Genomic DNA, 16,921 nt, shown 5'->3' on the forward strand with positions numbered 1-16,921 from the left:
TAACGCTTGCACCCTCCGTATTACCGCGGCTGCTGGCACGGAGTTAGCCGGTGCTTCTTCTGCGAGTAACGTCAATCAGCAAGGTTATTAACCTTACTGCCTTCCTCCTCGCTGAAAGTGCTTTACAACCCGAAGGCCTTCTTCACACACGCGGCATGGCTGCATCAGGCTTGCGCCCATTGTGCAATATTCCCCACTGCTGCCTCCCGTAGGAGTCTGGACCGTGTCTCAGTTCCAGTGTGGCTGGTCATCCTCTCAGACCAGCTAGGGATCGTCGCCTAGGTGAGCCATTACCCCACCTACTAGCTAATCCCATCTGGGCACATCCGATGGCGTGAGGCCCGAAGGTCCCCCACTTTGGTCTTGCGACGTTATGCGGTATTAGCTACCGTTTCCAGTAGTTATCCCCCTCCATCAGGCAGTTTCCCAGACATTACTCACCCGTCCGCCGCTCGTCACCCAGAGAGCAAGCTCTCCTGTGCTACCGCTCGACTTGCATGTGTTAGGCCTGCCGCCAGCGTTCAATCTGAGCCATGATCAAACTCTTCAATTTAAAGTTTGATTTGCTTTTGCCTTGTTTTTACAAACAAGGGTAAGCGATGCTCAAAGAATTATTACTGTTAGTTCGTAATGAATTAACTGTTGTTCACTCTTCAAGACTTTTATTTTTTAAGCCCGTAGGCTTTACGATAAAGTCCTGTGAGTGTCCACACAGATTGTCTGATTAATTGTTAAAGAGCGTTGCCACATCTACCGTGGCGCGGGAGGCGTATATTACGCTGCACCGCTGAAAAGTCAACGTTAATTTTTCAATTTCGCGTCTGGCTTTTCGTTTTACTTCTTACCGTTACCACAACCGCGTGTCGCTGTTGCCGTGTCAGTGGAGGCGCAGTATAGACACTTCTCGTGCCCTGACAAGGGCTAATTTCAATTTTATTTCTGAGTGCCTACTATTCAGCCAAAAAGCCACTAAAGCGGTAGTTTTTCCAACGATTCAAAGCCGAAGCGCTGCAAAACGGGCCACAGGGTCGCCACTTTAGGCGTAATCGTCATGCAATAAGCCAGATTTTTTTCCGTGCTCAGAGCGGGTGGCTGTTCCAGGTTAGCGAGATGCCATGCCGTTCTTCTGGCGATTGCCGCCCCGGAATCCACCAGTCGCGTGCCGTTGGGCAACACCAACTGTAACTCTTCCGCTAATAAGGGAAAGTGCGTACAGCCAAGCACCACAGTATCCGGAGGCTCAGGCAATTTCAGCCAAGGGTGGAGAATTTGCTGCAATGCCAATAACGATACGTTATCTCCTTGCAACTTAGCCTCCGCCAGCTCCACTAACTCCGCCGACCCGAGCAGCAATATCTGGCAGTCCGTGGCAAAACGAGCAATCAGCTCGTGCGTGTAGGAGCGCTGCACCGTAGCACGCGTTGCCAGAACGCCGACGATGCCATTACGTGTCAATTTTGCGGCAGGCTTCACTGCAGGCACAACGCCGACTACCGGGAAGGTAAAACGCTCGCGCAATGCAGGAAGTGAAATGGTGCTTGCGGTGTTGCAGGCAATAACCACGGCGGCCAGTTGATGGCGCTGTTGTACCGCAGAAACGATTTGAACCACACGCTCAACAATAAAGTCTTGCGGTTTCTCACCGTAGGGGAACGCTTCATTATCGAAGGCGTAGATATAATGAAGATCCGGCAGCAACTGCCGAATCTCGTTATACACAGATAACCCCCCCACGCCGGAGTCAAACACCAAAACCGTGGGGCGGGCGGGCAGGTTAGAAGGTGTAGCTTCCGTTGAGATAGTACTCTCTTCCTGCCGTTTGATAGCCATATGCTGTCTCGTACTCTTTATCAAACAGGTTGGCGATTCTACCACGAACTGTAAGATGAGAGGTGACAGGATATGATACAGCGAGGTCCCAGAGACTTACGCCACCGACCTTGACTCGGCGCGAAGGTGATTGGCTAAAATCGGTATCATAGCGTTGGCCCAAATATTGATAGGTCATAGACCAGTCAAAATCGTTCCAATCCCAATCAAGCTGATATTTTACCTGTTGTTTTGCACGGCGCAGGAGAACCTGATTTTTTTGAGCGTCACGAGGATCAACGTAATCGTAAGAAACGGAGTGAGCCAGCGGGCCAGTATCAAACGAGGCCGTTGCTTCAACTCCTTTGATTCGTGCTTTTTCAATATTTACGAAACTGAACGGATACACTTTGTCATAATTGATCAAATTATCAATATCGTTACGGTATCCAGACACACGCCAATTCACTGGTCCAGTTAGCCCCTCAAAACCGCCTTCCCATTGCTTACTCTCTTCTGGGCGTAGGTTTCGATTACCGTAAAGCTCGCTATACACTTGGTTAAGGTCAGGGGCCTTAAATGCCGTACCATAAGATGCGAAAGCACGATATCCATCAACAAACTCCCAAGATGTGCCCGTCTGCCACGTAGTGTGTTGGCCGAAACTATTGTTATCGTCACTGCGAACAGAACCCTCGACGGTCACGCGCTCAAGTGTTTGCTGAGTTGTAATATAGATACCCGTATTGCGTTGTTCGTGGCCTTTGGCAACATAATTTGTTCCTGGCTCAGAAACCTGTTTTTGCCAATCTACGCCAGCGCTAACAGTTCCTTTTCCTATCTGAACGCTATTACCCCATTGTAAATTATATTGATCTACATCATCTAACGTAGACGCAGCGCCGTAGCGACCATTCTTAGGATCAAAATTCAGATCCTTCGTGCGACTATAGCTAGCAATCACCTGCGTTGATAAAATATCACGCTGGAAACGTAAGCCTGTATCCCAAGTTTGGCTATATAGCTGACGAGTGTCTGGTATCCCTAAGAATGAATACGGTGGATCATTTTCAGTGGTGTTATACCCATCATAATTAGCTCGGTTATCAAATCCATAACCACGAACAAACCCGCTAAATTCATCGTTAAACTGATGTTCAACATTGCCGTAAATCGATTTACTCATGAAACCATCACGATCAGGCTGGGCCTTATTGCCACTGGCATCAGGGAAACCAGCAACAACATCATATCCTTTGGTATAGGTATAATTACCCGCCAAAGTAATACGTGTCGCATTACCAATCATTTGTTGCGTGGAACCATCGTAAGACTGATATCCCTTAGAACCGACCCCAGCGCCGAGCGTTGTACCTTCCTTTTCTCTGGTGGTAATAATGTTGACTACTCCACCGATCGCGTCTGATCCATACACAGCCGAACGCGCACCACGGATATATTCAATTCTCTGCACAAGTGAAAGAGGGATCTGGCTAAGATCGGTAGAACTGCTAATACCTGACTGATTCAAACGTATGCCGTCGATTAAAACCAGAGCATGACTAGAATTGGTTCCGCGAATAAACAGAGAGCTTTTTTGCCCCAACCCGCCATTCTGCCCAATATCCACTCCCGGCAAACGGCGCATCACATCGGTCAGGCTCTTCGCCTGCCAGCGGTCAATATCTTCGCGAGTAACCACTGTTGTTGGTGCCAGCACCGTATTCACAGGCTGTTGAAAACGGTTAGCGGTAACCACCATGGTGTTGTTGTCAGTTTGCTGAGCCCAGCCGGAAAAAGCCGTAGCAGAGAGCGCCGCTAGCAGCGATAATTTTTTATAAGACATGTAGTTAGCATCCAAATCACATTGCGGATGCCGCATTACCACAATCGATAGCTCGCGACGATCGTGAACATTGCGACGTAAACCGGCAGGTCTTCGGGCTCGGGTGACATTGCTGTTGCAATCAGAAACGACGACTTCCCACCCGCAGGCAGTGTCTGCATTCAATGCTGTCGTTACTCTTCCCCTTACCGCTGCGCGTCAGCTCCAGATTTTCACTGGATTCCCTTTTAACTCACACTGCATTAGCACACAGTGCAATACCGGCACGCTATGCTACGATGGCCGCTTACGGATGTCTAGACTTCCACGATGTGAAATTACTCTCGCAGCAACAACGCTGGACATCCCTTCGAGATGCCCTACAATCCCGGCCAGTAACTTCTTTTCATCTTTTCATCGTTTTGTAGCCGAGAACACCATGACGCCAGAGAACCTGCCCATCGAACAGTATGACGACCAGCTTGCGGAAAAGACGGAACGTCTACGGCAGATGATGGTGCCCTTTGCTGCGCCAGAGCCAGAGGTGTTCCGTTCCCCGGTGAGTCATTACCGTATGCGGGCCGAGTTTCGCATTTGGCACGAAGGGGACGATCTCTACCACATCATGTTCGATCAGCAGACCAAACAGCGGATCAGAGTCGATCAATTCCCTGTGGCCAGCGCGTTGATTAATCAGCTCATGCCCATTCTGGTCGATGCACTACGCAACGATGTGATACTGCGCCACAAGCTGTTTCAGATTGACTATCTGTCGACGATGAGCGGTGAAATCGTGGTGACGTTTATCTACCACAAAGCGTTAGATGACGCGTGGCAACAACAGGCACGCGCGCTGCGCGATACACTGCGCGCTCAGGGATTCGCTCTGCAACTGATTGGCCGGGCAACAAAAACTAAAATATGTCTCGACAGAGATTATGTTGATGAACGCCTGCCAGTCGCCGGGCGTGAGATGACCTACCGCCAGGTTGAAAACAGCTTCACCCAGCCCAATGCCGCCATCAATATCCAAATGCTGGAGTGGGCGCTGAAGGCTACCGCGGGATCAACAGGCGATCTGCTTGAGCTTTATTGCGGCAACGGCAACTTCTCATTGGCACTGGCGCGTAATTTCAACCGTGTATTGGCTACCGAGATCGCCAAACCGTCTGTCGCCGCAGCACAATTCAATATCGCCGCGAACCAGATTGATAACGTGCAGATTATTCGTATGGCGGCGGAAGAATTCACTCAAGCGCTACAGGGTAAGCGTGAATTTACCCGTTTGCAGGGTATCGATTTGTCCGAGTATCAATGCAACACCATTTTTGTCGATCCGCCACGCAGTGGCCTGGACGACCAAACGCTGTGCATGGTGCAGGGTTACTCGCGTATTCTCTACATTTCCTGCAACCCGGAAACCTTGTGCAACAACCTGGCCCAACTCACGACGACCCACCGTATCACTCGTCTGGCCTTGTTCGATCAGTTTCCCTACACCCATCACATGGAATGCGGCGTGCTGTTAGAGAAGAAGGCGTAACCGCCCACCTCCGTCATTCCCGCGAAGGCGGGAATCTCTTACAGTAGAGACGCGTTTATTCTGGCAGAGATCCCCGGCTTTCGCCGAGGATGACGGAGAGGAGAGTCGAGGATGACGAGGAGTAAAGTGACTTTGTCCGTAGTCATCAGGATGCAGGCGCGTCGTCTACCGGGCGGCGCTTTTTAAGCCGCAAACCAATCCAGAACACCAACACAACGCACAGTAACGAAGGCAGGAAGTTGGAGCCAATCTGCGGATATTCAACGCGAACCAATGCGCTATACAGCAGCAACCCCAACAAAAAGCAGGCGGCGGCCAGCAGCGGTATGCCTTCAGGCATCTCAATATTGAGGTAACGCTGGTGCAGGCAGTAAACCGAGAGCACCAGGGCAATCAGCGGAAAGACGGAAAAGGGCACGATTGAACTGAACAAGGCGGCAAAGGAACCATTGACCGACAAACCGGCGATCAATGCCAAAACCAGGGTGCCTTTTTCTTGATGAGGGTATTTTGTCATGATGTCTCCCGTAGTTTTAAACACTCAAGCGTTTTAAACACTCAGGAACACGATGAGACGCCTATCGCGTACCGCCTAACAGAGGGAAATGTCACCTCCGGCTCGCTGCTACACGTCAGAAGTATTCACTTCCTTCTCATGTTCCTTTCTGTACCAGTAGTAAGCCCCTTTGGCGATCAGGCGTAATTGCAGCACCAGGCGCTCTTCCAATTGCCGCCGCTGTTCAAGCCCTACGTCCAACGCTTCTGCGCCAGCGCTAAACACAATCGTAACCATAGCCTCAGACTGGGCCTCCGCAAATTCACGCGGAATATGATTTTCCACTTCAAGGTAATCCGCCAGCTCCGCAATAAAATGCTGGATTTCACGGGCGACAGCAGCACGAAACGCGGCAGAGGTGCCCGAACGTTCACGCAGCAACAGGCGAAACGCATTGGGGTTATTGCCAATGAACTCCATAAAGGTGGCGACCGACGTGCGAATAACGCTACCGCTTTTGGCAATGCGCTGGCGTGCCTGTCGCATCAGTTGACGCAACATCAGGCCGCTTTCATCGACCATCGTCAAACCCAATTCATCGACATCGCGGAAGTGGCGATAAAAAGAGGTAGGAGCGATGCCCGCCTCACGCGCGACTTCGCGCAAGCTCAGGCTGGCGAAACTCCGTTCGGCGCTGAGTTGACTGAAAGCAGCTTCGATTAAGGAACGGCGAGTGCGTTCTTTTTGTTGTGCTCTGACACCCATATTTTGTGTTCCGACACCCATATTCAGCTGACACCATTCGCTTTCCTTTCCAGGAAAGCACTATAGCAAACTTTACTTACGACATACTGAGACAAAGTTTGCCATATTGAAAATGAGACAGAGGATTGTCATACCAGCAACAGGGATAAATTGGGTTATGAACGCGGCAGTGTTACAATAGCGTTATCGGCTTGTATAAAAACAGGATTACCCTACCATGACACAGCAAGCACAGACTCAGCAACCGTTTGATTATGACGCCATCATCATTGGTTCCGGCCCAGGCGGCGAAGGGGCCGCGATGGGGCTGGTAAAGCAGGGTGCCAGAGTGGCCGTCATCGAGCGATATAACAACGTCGGCGGCGGGTGTACGCACTGGGGAACCATTCCCTCCAAAGCGTTGCGCCATGCCGTCAGCCGTATTATCGAATTCAACCAGAACCCGCTGTACAGCGATAATGCACGCCCTATTCGCTCCTCGTTCTCCGATATCCTGCGCCACGCAGACAGCGTTATCGGCCAGCAAACCCGCATGCGGCAGGGTTTTTACGAACGTAACCATTGCGAAATATTTTCGGGTGAAGCGCATTTCATCGATGAACACACGGTTTCCGTACAGTATCCCGATAATATGCAAGATACGCTTACCGCCGCCCACATAATCATTGCCACAGGCTCACGCCCCTACCACCCGGCAAATGTAGACTTTGCGCATCCCCGTATTTACGACAGCGATTCCATTCTGGAGCTGGATCACGAGCCCCAACACGTGATTATTTATGGCGCAGGCGTGATTGGCTGTGAATATGCCTCGATCTTTCGCGGCCTGAGCGTAAAAGTGGATCTGATCAACACCCGCGATCGCCTGCTGGCGTTTCTCGATCAGGAAATGTCAGACGCCCTTTCCTACCATTTCTGGAACAACGGCGTTGTCATTCGCCATAACGAAGAGTTCGAATCGATCGAAGGCACCGCTGACGGCGTCATTGTTCACCTTAAATCCGGTAAAAAGATGAAGGCCGACTGCTTGCTGTACGCCAATGGCCGCACCGGCAATACCGAGACGTTAGGGCTGGAAAAAATCGGTTTGGTGCCCGACGGACGCGGCCAGTTGAAGGTCAACAGTATGTACCAAACCGCGCTGGCACACATCTACGCGGTGGGTGACGTCATCGGCTATCCCAGCCTGGCTTCGGCAGCCTACGATCAGGGACGGTTGGCGGCGCAGGCCATCGTCAAAGGCGATGCCAGTGCCCACCTTATCGAGGATATCCCGACCGGGATCTACACCATTCCGGAAATCAGTTCAGTGGGGAAAACCGAACAGGAGCTTACTGCGATGAAAGTGCCCTATGAGGTTGGGCGAGCGCAGTTCAAACATCTGGCGCGGGCGCAAATCGTCGGTATGAACGTGGGGAGCCTGAAGATACTTTTCCACCGAGAAACCAGGCAAATCCTCGGCATTCACTGCTTCGGTGAGCGCGCGGCGGAGATTATTCACATCGGCCAGGCCATCATGGAGCAAAAAGGCGAAGGTAATACTATCGAATATTTCGTTAATACAACCTTTAATTACCCAACGATGGCCGAAGCTTACCGGGTGGCGGCACTCAACGGGTTAAACCGCCTGTTTTAATGCACTGTCCAAATAGTGCTGCATGTGTTCCCGCACGGCGTCCGCCAACTGTTCATAGCGACCGCGCAGTGGCGATCCAGGGCGGTACACCAGCGCGACAGTTCGCTTCGGCTCCGGCTTGTAGCACGGTAAATAACAGACGCCATCGCGCTGGCGCTCATGAGGCACCGCCAGTGAAGGCAGCAAGGTAATACCACTGCCGGCGGCAACCATGTTGCGCAGCGTTTCCAGGCTGGTGGCGCGAAAATGCGTATCTTCATCGGCCCCTGCCTGGAAGCAGAACCCCAGCGCCTGATCGCGCAGGCAGTGCCCATCTTCCAGCATCAGCAGTTTTTCACCGGCCAGATCCGACATGGCAACGCGCTCACGGTTTGCCCACGGGTGATCCTGATAAATCGCCAGTTTCATGGGTTCATCAAACAGTGGCACTTCGATAAACGCTTCCGATTCCTTGACCATCGCGAGAATGGCGCAGTCCAGCTTGCCGCTATCCAGATGTGTCAGCAGTTGATGGGTCTGCGCTTCATGCAGGTACATTTCCAGCTTGGGGAACGTGCGGTGCAGCATGGGAATGATATGCGGCAACAGGTAAGGCCCAACGGTGGGGATCAGCCCAATATGCAGCGGGCCAGACATGGTCTCTCCCTGCTGGCTCGCCATCTCTTTAAGTACTTTGACTTCGCGCAGCACGGTTCTTGCCTGTTCGACCAGTAGCAAGCCAGCCTGAGTAAACAACACTTTTCTGCTGGTGCGCTCCAATAACATCACGCCCAGTTCATCTTCCAGTTTACGAATTTGACCGCTGAGCGTCGGTTGGCTGACATGACAGGAGTCCGCTGCACGCCTGAAATGACGGTGTTCAGCTAACGCCACCAGATACTCTAGATCCCGAATGTTCATTTATCATTATCCTTAACACGATAGCCAAAAACGATAGGTAGGATACCAATCAATGGTAAGCCCTATCAACAAAGAAAACGTTTGGTTCCCGACAACAACGGTATCTTATCGGTTAAAAAATATAACCAGCGACGGCGTTAAGAAAATGAAGTTTGTTTCACTATTGAAATTTTATAAAACCTTCACTGCTGGATAATCACAAGATGCCAAATATTAAAAACACACAAAGCCGACACACTTTACCGAGGTCGTGGTAATAACATAGCGCATCAATAATGACATAATTATTTTACCCTGCAACATATCAATGAAGCTTGAATAAAAAGTGGAATCAAGCCGAGCGTTTACCTGTCACATCGTGCGATGTAGTAGCGAAATTTAGTACTCCATCAGCGTCAATCGCGTTAAGGTCCAAGAAAGACTGTAAACTGAGAAAGAATATTAATGAAAATATACCAGCAAGGGAGATGTCATCACTCACGCTTACCGGCGGACAAGCATGTCAGAAACAGTGATATCAATGACTTAATTTTGAGGTTATGGCGAGTTAAATCAATGCCCGATAATCCCCCGCCATTGCGTACTAAGAGAAAACAAGAGCTCGAATCCATATTAAAAAATACGCGAAGATGTTTAGAGATTATTATCAATAATCCTGAAAAGCATAACTTTAGTAAAATTCCCCGGCTGGATAAGCTGGAGGTAAAAACCTATGGCTATATTCTCGATGAGCGTGCCAAAGACTACGACACGGAATCAGATTCTGAGATGTCACTCTGTGAATCAGAGTCAGAACCGGAGAGCAAGGATCGCCCGACAACCAGCAAAGCGACGAGGGAAAGAGGAAAAGAAAAACGCACGTTATGACAGTGCGTGACGATCACGCACTGTCATAGAGGTTTACGATCAGTTAGCAGCAGGTCTTACACCCAGAGTGTGGCAGATCGCATAACTCAACTCTGCACGGTTGAGCGTGTAGAAGTGGAAATCCTTTACCCCCTCACGACTCAGAATTTTCACCATGTCCATGGCAATGGCCGCGCCCACCATCTTACGGGTGTCCGCATCGTTATCCAGCCCATCGAACATTGCCGTCATCCAGTTCGGCACACGCACGTTCGTCATGGTGGCGAAGCGTTGCAGCTGTTTGAAGTTGGAGACCGGCAGAATACCCGGCACAATCTCCACATCAATGCCGGTTGATACACAGCGATCGCGAAAACGTAAATAGCTTTCTACGTCGAAAAAGAACTGCGTGATGGCGCGATTAGCACCTGCATCAATCTTTTTCTTCAGGTTGATCAGATCGGCCTGCGCGCTTTTGGCTTCCGGGTGAACTTCCGGATAAGCCGCGACCGAGATATCAAAATCACCGACGCTTTTAAGCAGGCTCACTAAATCGGCGGCGTACATGTCCGGTTTGCCCCCTTCCTGCGGCAAATCCCCACGCAGCGCCACAATGTGGCGAATACCGCTCTGCCAGTAATCCTGTGCGATTTCACGCAGTTGCTCGCGGGAGGCATCAATACACGTCAGGTGCGGCGCAGCTTCCAGCCCGGTACGCTCTTTGATCGTCTTGATAATGCTGTGAGTGCGGTCGCGTTCGCCAGAGTTTGCGCCGTAGGTAACAGAAACAAACTTGGGTTTCAGGTTGCTCAGGCGATCAATTGAGTTCCACAGCGTTTCTTCCATTTCACTGGTTTTCGGCGGGAAAAATTCAAAAGAAACATTGATTTGCCCCTGGAGCTCCGCCAGGCTTTGATTCAGCGCTTCCCGCTGGTTTGCGTGAAAAAAACTCATACCCTTGCCACCCTTGTCGTCACGTTACCGTCATGATTTATCGAACGTCTATACGTTTAGACGTCTATATAGAAAATGACGGAATCTCAACCAAGAGTCAACGAATTTCGTTTAAAAGCTGTTGATGATTGCTCAAGGTAAATGAATTTTTTTCATCATGTTGTCCAGCCTCGCGTCAAAGGGCGGGAAAGTCATTGAAATGCACCGTATGCCCTTGCGCCGTTACCCAGAAAACAGCGTACTGCGGCGTTTCCTGACTGACCTCAAAACCGGGTACAAAACGCAGTGCCGACTGATGGTTAGTACCGCGCACTGTACTAAAGGTGATACCGCGCCAGTTACCGCTGGCAGGGCGATGCACATGGCCTGCGGCTATATGCCGCACATTGCCATAACGCAAACAGCATTGATGCAACGCATCCGCAGCGTCCGGCGCTAACCGCACCTCATCCAGCGACGGCAAGCCGATGGGCATCGGCGGGTGATGTAAAAACAACAATACGGCTTTGTCCTGAGCTCGGCGCAGTTGGTCTTCCAGCCACTGTAAGCGCGTACTGCACAGGTTTCCCGCAACATCACCACTTTGCAATGAATCCAGCATAATCACGCAGTGATCGCCGAGGTTCGTGACATTTTGGATAAAACCGTATTCATCTGCCAACGCGGGAAACGCACGCAAAAAAGCCGCTCGATCATCATGGTTGCCCAGCGTCACGCGCCAGGGAACCTGCAACTCAGCCAGCGTGTCAGCGAGGGCAGCATAAGATGCCGCGCTGCCATCATCAGAAAGATCGCCGGAAATAACCACCAGCGCAGCGTCACGCTGGTGCGTATTAATATCCGCGACGGCAGTCTGAAAGTGTTGTAGCGGATCGCGCCCGTGCAACACACGGCCAGGCGTCGTTAAATGAAGGTCGGAGAGCTGAATGATTTTCATGGTTTCCCTCTGTGCATCATCAAGAGTGGCATGTTCAAGTGAGTCAGGCCGATTGACGGCGCACCAGCGGCGCGCTGACTTCGGCTTTGCTGGTCGGTGCCTGCGGCTGTGCTTGTCGACGTTCCAGCAACCGTAGCGCCTGCGCCGCCATCACCACCGGATCCTGACGGAAGGTGGTCAGCGAATAGGCATCCCAACCTGCGGCAGGAATATCATCGAAACCAATAACCGCCAGATCGTCTGGCACTGACAATCCTCGCTGACGCGCGCAATCAATAACACCAAACGCCATCAAATCGTTGATGCAGAACACGGCATCCGGCCAATCCACTGGCGGCTGCGCGAACAGAGACTGACAGGCACCAAGCCCCCCCGCGTAGTCTGATTCAGCGCCACGTACCGTACTCACGTCCAATCCCAGCGTGCGCGCTTCATCGCAAAACGCCTGTTCACGTTCAACAATGTTCGGTGTCGCCGAGGCACAGCCAATCAGCGCCACCTGTTTTTTACCATCAGCGGCGAACAAGCGCGCCGCCGTGCGTGCCGCCGTGTCATTGTCGATATGCACGCTGTCGCAGGCGTCTTCATTGCGCCCAATGACGATCAACGGCTGGCCGTTCAACTGCGCCAGTTCAACAAATTCCTGCGGCGGTGAGCCAGATAAAACGATAGTCGCTTCAGCACGATGGCCGAACAGAATCGAACGTGCCGCCGCCATCGCACCGCGCGTGTGTCCGGTGTTGATCAGCACCGGAATCGAACCACGCTGAATGAGCGCCTGAGAAAGTGCCGCCACCAGATTGGCGCGGAACCCCACTTCCGGCTGTGTGACCACCAAACCCACCAAACGGCTGCCGTTCGCCAGCAGACCACGCGCCAAATCGTTGACCTGATAGCCCAGTTCCTGCGCCGCCGTCATCACTTTAGCGTAGGTCTCTGCCGAGACGCTTGCGCCCGGTGTGAAGCTGCGCGACACCGCCGAGCGCGATACGCCTGCCCGGCGCGCCACATCCTGCGCGCTGACATAGCGCTGTTTGTTGATACTCATTTACCGATCCTCGCCAACACGTCCGCTTTTAGGAAACGTTCCACCACCAGCATGAAAACGATGGAAGGCACCAGCAATACCAGCGCGGTTATCGACGCAATCTGGTAATTGCCGCCCGCCCCGGCGCTGTAAAGCATCAGCGGCATCATCTGCACATCCGGCGCGCCGACAAAGTAGCTGCCGGTGAATTCATCCAGCGATTCCAGAAAGACAAAAATGGCCGCCGCCATCAGCCCCGGAAGTGCTTGCGGCAGGGAAATATCGATAAACGTGCGCCACGGTCCGGCCCCAATGGAGCGCGCGGCCTGTTCCATCTCGCGGCTGATGGCAGCAAACGCCGCTGAGGCAATCCACACCGCAAACACCAGCCCGTGCACCGTATGTACCAGCACCACGCCAAACAGCGTGCCGTTCAGCCCCCACTGATAAAACAGGCGGGCGATATTCACATACACCGTCAGATTGGGAAACGCTTGTGGAATCAGAAAAACCAGCAGAATAACGCCGCGCGCAGGCAACGCCAGCCGCGCCAGCGCATACCCGGCGGGAATAGCCAGCGCCAGCGAGGCCAGCACCGTGAATATTGCCACCAGCACGCTGTTGCCCAGCGCTTCCCAGGCAACGCTGCGCGCCGAGAACACGCGACGCCAGAAGGCAAAACCCCATTCATTGGGCAGCAGGTGCGGATAAAACCATTTTTCCGCCACCGCCCACAGCAGCAGGTTAGCCAACGGACCAAAGATAAGAAAAATCAGCACGCCCAGAATAAGCGCCGGGGCAATCCATCCGAATACGCGCTTCATGCTTTCTCCCTCATGCTGATACGCAGATAGATAACCGCAAATACCGCCGTCATCAGCAGTGAGATGGCACCCAGCGCATTCGCTACGCCGTAGTCTCCATAGGCATTGATACGAAAGGCAATATTAGCGCTCAGCAGCGTCGGGGATTGCGCATTGATCATCAGCGGCACCGACAGCACCGACATCATGGTCACGAAAGAGAGAATCAATCCGGTCAGCAACGTGTGCCACACCTGCGGCACCACAATTTCGAACAAAATACGCAGCCGCCCCGCGCCGAGATTGCGCGCCGACTCCATCGTCGCACGGTCCAGCGATGCCATCGCGCCGGAGACCAACAGCGCCACAAACGGCGTCTGTTTCCAGACAAAAGCAAACACGATACCGCGCCAATCGAGCCAGTTACTGGCGCTGGCGATATCGACGATGCCCACCATATCCAGGGCGCCGTTTAGCCAGCCGTTCTTAGCCAGAAAGGTACGTAAAATCTGTCCGGTGACGATAAACGGAATAAACAGCGGCCAGCGATAAACCCAGCGCAGCAGTGCGACCCAACGCGGATTTTCACCCAGCGTCAGGTAGCCGCCGATCAACACGGAAAACAGACCGATCAGTAACGTAGACACGCCAACAATCAGCAGGGTAAACAGAATATCCGGGGTATAGAGCGTCAGTGCGGTAACAAAATTGGCACCGCCGATGCCCTGCTCGCTGACAAAGGCGCCGCCAACGGACAGCCCAAGCGGTGCGATAAAGCACAGCGCCACCACCAGCAGCGCAGGCAGCACCAGCGCAATGCCAGCCAGACGAGAAGAAAAAGAAGGGAGTGGTAACATGCGGCTCTCCCCTTCCCGGCCAGACGGGCCGGGAAGGATGCTATCAATAGATCGGGTCAATAAAGCGGGCGATTACTGCGCCATCGCGTGCTCATAAGCATTGAGGATCGCCGCGTTATACGGCGCGATGGGGAAGGTTTTCCCTTTCGTCGCCAGATCCTGCGGCGAAATATCGGTAAACAGACGCTGCCAGACTTCCGGCTTCAGCGCCGATTGTACGTATTTGGCATCAATGCCCGGATACCAGTTGAAACGCTCAACAATGCCTTGCGCCTGCACTTTCGGGCTGGTGGCGAGTTCGACAAACTGCTGGGCCAACTCGCGATTGGGCGCTTGCGCCGGGATCACGTAGTGCATCGGCTGACCGGGCATACCCGGAGCAGGCAGCAGCAGTTTGAAGTTATCCGGCAACTGGCCGTTGGCTTTCCACGAGTAGAACATGTCTACCCACACCGGACCGATGGCAATCTCACCCCGGCTCAGCATATCCAGCGTGCCCGCATTGCCCGGCGTCAGGGTAACGTTTTTATTGAACGCTTTCAGGCGGTCAAAGGCCGGTTGCCATTTCTGCGCTTCCGTTTCTTCAAACGGGCCGTTCATCAGCTTATTGGCATCGCCGCCGTAAGCATAAACCCATCCCATCACGAAGCTGACACCCGACGCGCCCCCTTTAATGCCGTTATAGCCAAACTGTTTTGGGTGTGCCGCTGCCCACTGTTGCAGTTCGTCATAGCTTTTCGGCGGATTCGGCACCAGCGCCGGGTTATAGGCCAGTGCGGTTTGGCTGCTGAACATCGGCATCACATAGCCTTTGACATCACTGCCTAACGCTTTGTCTGCCGCCGCCATGGTCACCAGCTTGCCGCTGGCAATCGCATCACGGTATTGCAGCAGTTGGCCGCCCTTCACCATCGGGCCGACAAATTTTTCATGCACCACGGCAACGTCGGTATCCCAGACTTTGCTGCCTGCGGCTTGCTGCGCGTTAAAGCGCTCGAGGATCTTCTGTGAACCTGCATCGCCCGGCCCAGTACCAACGGCTCTGACCTTGACGCCCGGATGCTGTTGCTCAAACAGCGGCCCCAGATAGTCGTTCACATAATCGACCATGTTTTGATCGCCAGCCGTCAGCACGGTCAGCTCTTGCGCCTGCGCGGCAGAAAGTGAAGCGCCCATCATGAGCGTTACAGCAAAAATGCGTTTCATGTCAGTGGTCTCCAGTACAAGATTGGGTAGTCAGGCCGGGAAGCGAATCGTGAGAAGGGGAAGCAGAAGCCAGTGATGTTGCAGTGAACGGGGCTGATGCATCAGATGCCGAAAACAGAAACAGCGCCTCAGCCGGGATCTGTACCTCAACGCGCTGACCAACGGCATAAGGCGCAGAGGCATGCACCTGCATCCGCCATACACCGCTGACAACCGTGTGCTGCCAATGGCCGCCCGGATAGCTTTGTGCCAACACCGTGCCCTGACGCACCAGCATGCCGGGAGCCGCTGGCGGCGCTTGTGTTGCATCGTAGAGCTGTGCAGCTTCGGCGCGAAAGCGCGCTTCTACCATGCCGGGTTGCAACGTCGAATGCCGTGGCACCAGCGCCGCGCCCTGCTCATCGCCGCGCAGCGTCAACCTGTCGCCGTCATAATAGGCCTCCAGCATCAGCTGGTTTTCAGCCCCCATAAACGCCGCGACAAAGGCACTGGTTGGGTGGTGATACACCTGTTGTGGACTGCCCGCCTGCATCACACGTCCTTGGTGCAGAATAACGATGCGATCCGCCATCACCATGGCTTCTTCGCGATCGTGCGTCACGTGAATCGCCGTGAGGCCCAGACGCTGCTGCAAGGCGCGAATCTCGTCGCGCAGTTGCAAGCGAATGCGGGTATCCAGATTGGAGAGCGGCTCATCAAGCAGCAAGATGTCTGGCTGTATCGCCAATGCTCGCCCCAAGGCTACGCGCTGGCGCTGGCCGCCGGAGAGCTGTGCCGGTTTGCGCTCCCCCAACCCGGTCAGTCCCAGCATGCTTTCAAGCTGGGTCACGCGGCGCGCGATCTCCGCTCTCGGCAGGCGCCGTAATTTGAGGCCGTAGGCAATGTGCTGTGCCACCGTCATATGCGGCCACAGCGCGTAGCTTTGAAACACCAGCGCCATGCCGCGTTTTTCCGGCGGAAAGTGGGTAATATCCTGGCCGTTGACCAGAACCGCACCGGCATCCGGCGAGGAAAATCCAGCAATAGTGCGCAGCAAGGTGGTCTTGCCACAGCCAGAGGCACCGAGCAGCGCGACAAATTCACCTTGAGCAATCTCCAGGTGAATATCATTTAAAACAGGCGTAGCACCGTACCCGGCATGCAGATGCGCGAGCGTAATGTGCGGCGTTAGCGCGGCGGAAGAAGACGTTGTGTTTTGCACACCTGTGCACCCAAACAAACCTTTCGATGGCGCTGATTGTCCGGGGTAATGATGTCAACGACGTGTTAACGCCATGACATTTCAGTGACAGGATGAAGAGGAATAGCGGTGGTCAA

At 53.3% G+C, this 16,921-nt stretch carries 15 protein-coding genes, 1 rRNA gene and 1 riboswitch; of the genes, 3 read left to right on the plus strand and 13 right to left on the minus strand.

Features of this window, described 5'->3' with window-relative positions:
* The 3 genes from J5067_RS17170 to btuB form a co-directional block, all read right to left on the minus strand.
* Positions 1-553: ribosomal RNA gene (locus J5067_RS17170) — 16S ribosomal RNA — on the minus strand; the annotation flags it as partial.
* 416 nt (positions 554-969) lie between these two features.
* A complete protein-coding gene (gene murI / locus J5067_RS17175) occupies positions 970-1,830 on the minus strand; it encodes a glutamate racemase (protein WP_264651632.1) in 861 nt (286 codons plus the stop codon).
* Entirely contained in the window at positions 1,775-3,655 is a 1,881-nt protein-coding gene (gene btuB, locus J5067_RS17180; protein WP_264651633.1) for a TonB-dependent vitamin B12 receptor BtuB, read from the minus strand. Before btuB ends, murI begins: the two co-directional genes overlap by 56 nt.
* A 66-nt stretch (positions 3,656-3,721) precedes the next feature.
* Positions 3,722-3,935, minus strand: a riboswitch (cobalamin riboswitch).
* 138 nt (positions 3,936-4,073) lie between these two features.
* On the opposite strand from btuB, the gene trmA reads away from it, so the two are divergent.
* Complete coding sequence (gene trmA, locus J5067_RS17185; protein WP_264628514.1) at positions 4,074-5,177, plus strand: tRNA (uridine(54)-C5)-methyltransferase TrmA; 1,104 nt, start codon at positions 4,074-4,076, stop codon at positions 5,175-5,177.
* A 145-nt stretch (positions 5,178-5,322) separates the two neighbouring features.
* Here trmA and J5067_RS17190 read toward each other — a convergent pair whose 3' ends face one another.
* Positions 5,323-5,694: a YijD family membrane protein gene (locus J5067_RS17190; RefSeq protein ID WP_264645098.1), complete on the minus strand. Its 372-nt coding sequence runs from the start codon at positions 5,692-5,694 to the stop codon at positions 5,323-5,325.
* Between the two features lie 108 nt (positions 5,695-5,802).
* Positions 5,803-6,438 carry an HTH-type transcriptional repressor FabR gene (gene fabR, locus J5067_RS17195; protein WP_196907442.1) on the minus strand — a complete coding sequence of 212 codons (636 nt, stop codon included), beginning with the start codon at positions 6,436-6,438 and terminating at the stop codon, positions 5,803-5,805.
* A 217-nt stretch (positions 6,439-6,655) separates the two neighbouring features.
* Between fabR and sthA the strand changes: the two genes are divergently transcribed.
* Positions 6,656-8,074, plus strand: a complete 1,419-nt coding sequence (gene sthA, locus J5067_RS17200) for a Si-specific NAD(P)(+) transhydrogenase (protein WP_264645099.1) — start codon at positions 6,656-6,658, stop codon at positions 8,072-8,074.
* Here the strand turns inward: sthA and oxyR are convergent.
* A complete protein-coding gene (gene oxyR, locus J5067_RS17205) occupies positions 8,057-8,974 on the minus strand; it encodes a DNA-binding transcriptional regulator OxyR (protein WP_264645100.1) in 918 nt (305 codons plus the stop codon). The two genes, sthA and oxyR, sit on opposite strands and share 18 nt — an antisense overlap.
* Positions 8,975-9,418: 444 nt before the next feature.
* Between oxyR and J5067_RS17210 the strand changes: the two genes are divergently transcribed.
* Positions 9,419-9,841 carry a hypothetical protein gene (locus tag J5067_RS17210; RefSeq protein WP_264645101.1) on the plus strand — a complete coding sequence of 141 codons (423 nt, stop codon included), beginning with the start codon at positions 9,419-9,421 and terminating at the stop codon, positions 9,839-9,841.
* A gap of 39 nt (positions 9,842-9,880) precedes the next feature.
* Here J5067_RS17210 and metF read toward each other — a convergent pair whose 3' ends face one another.
* The 7 genes from metF to J5067_RS17245 form a co-directional block, all read right to left on the minus strand.
* The gene (gene metF / locus J5067_RS17215) at positions 9,881-10,774 is read right to left on the minus strand and encodes a methylenetetrahydrofolate reductase (RefSeq protein ID WP_264645102.1); all 894 of its coding nucleotides are present in this window, start codon (positions 10,772-10,774) and stop codon (positions 9,881-9,883) included.
* Between the two features lie 175 nt (positions 10,775-10,949).
* Entirely contained in the window at positions 10,950-11,711 is a 762-nt protein-coding gene (locus tag J5067_RS17220) for a phosphodiesterase (protein ID WP_264651634.1), read from the minus strand.
* A 43-nt stretch (positions 11,712-11,754) separates the two neighbouring features.
* Positions 11,755-12,759 carry a LacI family DNA-binding transcriptional regulator gene (locus J5067_RS17225; RefSeq protein WP_264651635.1) on the minus strand — a complete coding sequence of 335 codons (1,005 nt, stop codon included), beginning with the start codon at positions 12,757-12,759 and terminating at the stop codon, positions 11,755-11,757.
* Positions 12,756-13,562, minus strand: a complete 807-nt coding sequence (locus tag J5067_RS17230; protein WP_264651636.1) for an ABC transporter permease — start codon at positions 13,560-13,562, stop codon at positions 12,756-12,758. The genes J5067_RS17225 and J5067_RS17230 overlap by 4 nt, the downstream gene beginning before the upstream one ends.
* A complete protein-coding gene (locus J5067_RS17235) occupies positions 13,559-14,398 on the minus strand; it encodes an ABC transporter permease (protein ID WP_264645106.1) in 840 nt (279 codons plus the stop codon). Before J5067_RS17235 ends, J5067_RS17230 begins: the two co-directional genes overlap by 4 nt.
* A gap of 72 nt (positions 14,399-14,470) precedes the next feature.
* Complete coding sequence (locus tag J5067_RS17240) at positions 14,471-15,577, minus strand: extracellular solute-binding protein (protein ID WP_264645307.1); 1,107 nt, start codon at positions 15,575-15,577, stop codon at positions 14,471-14,473.
* Positions 15,578-15,605: 28 nt separating this feature from the next.
* On the minus strand, positions 15,606-16,805 hold the full coding sequence (locus tag J5067_RS17245) for an ABC transporter ATP-binding protein (RefSeq protein WP_264645107.1): 1,200 nt from the start codon (positions 16,803-16,805) through the stop codon (positions 15,606-15,608).
* Between the last annotated feature and the right edge of the window lie 116 nt (positions 16,806-16,921).

The organism is Candidatus Symbiopectobacterium sp. NZEC151, from assembly GCF_025962655.1.
GTDB lineage: Bacteria > Pseudomonadota > Gammaproteobacteria > Enterobacterales > Enterobacteriaceae > Symbiopectobacterium.

Excerpts from the sequence above, each read along its gene's own strand:
- J5067_RS17230 (WP_264651636.1), bottom strand. The coding sequence starts at position 13,562 with ATGAAGCGCGTATTCGGATGGATTGCCCCGGCGCTTATTCTGGGCGTG.
- metF (WP_264645102.1), bottom strand. The coding sequence starts at position 10,774 with ATGAGTTTTTTTCACGCAAACCAGCGGGAAGCGCTGAATCAAAGCCTG.
- J5067_RS17225 (WP_264651635.1), bottom strand. The coding sequence starts at position 12,759 with ATGAGTATCAACAAACAGCGCTATGTCAGCGCGCAGGATGTGGCGCGC.
- J5067_RS17235 (WP_264645106.1), bottom strand. The coding sequence starts at position 14,398 with ATGTTACCACTCCCTTCTTTTTCTTCTCGTCTGGCTGGCATTGCGCTG.
- J5067_RS17240 (WP_264645307.1), bottom strand. The coding sequence starts at position 15,577 with ATGATGGGCGCTTCACTTTCTGCCGCGCAGGCGCAAGAGCTGACCGTG.
- btuB (WP_264651633.1), bottom strand. The coding sequence starts at position 3,655 with ATGTCTTATAAAAAATTATCGCTGCTAGCGGCGCTCTCTGCTACGGCT.
- sthA (WP_264645099.1), top strand. The coding sequence starts at position 6,656 with ATGACACAGCAAGCACAGACTCAGCAACCGTTTGATTATGACGCCATC.
- J5067_RS17220 (WP_264651634.1), bottom strand. The coding sequence starts at position 11,711 with ATGAAAATCATTCAGCTCTCCGACCTTCATTTAACGACGCCTGGCCGT.
- J5067_RS17190 (WP_264645098.1), bottom strand. The coding sequence starts at position 5,694 with ATGACAAAATACCCTCATCAAGAAAAAGGCACCCTGGTTTTGGCATTG.
- oxyR (WP_264645100.1), bottom strand. The coding sequence starts at position 8,974 with ATGAACATTCGGGATCTAGAGTATCTGGTGGCGTTAGCTGAACACCGT.
- trmA (WP_264628514.1), top strand. The coding sequence starts at position 4,074 with ATGACGCCAGAGAACCTGCCCATCGAACAGTATGACGACCAGCTTGCG.
- J5067_RS17210 (WP_264645101.1), top strand. The coding sequence starts at position 9,419 with ATGAAAATATACCAGCAAGGGAGATGTCATCACTCACGCTTACCGGCG.
- murI (WP_264651632.1), bottom strand. The coding sequence starts at position 1,830 with ATGGCTATCAAACGGCAGGAAGAGAGTACTATCTCAACGGAAGCTACA.
- fabR (WP_196907442.1), bottom strand. The coding sequence starts at position 6,438 with ATGGGTGTCAGAGCACAACAAAAAGAACGCACTCGCCGTTCCTTAATC.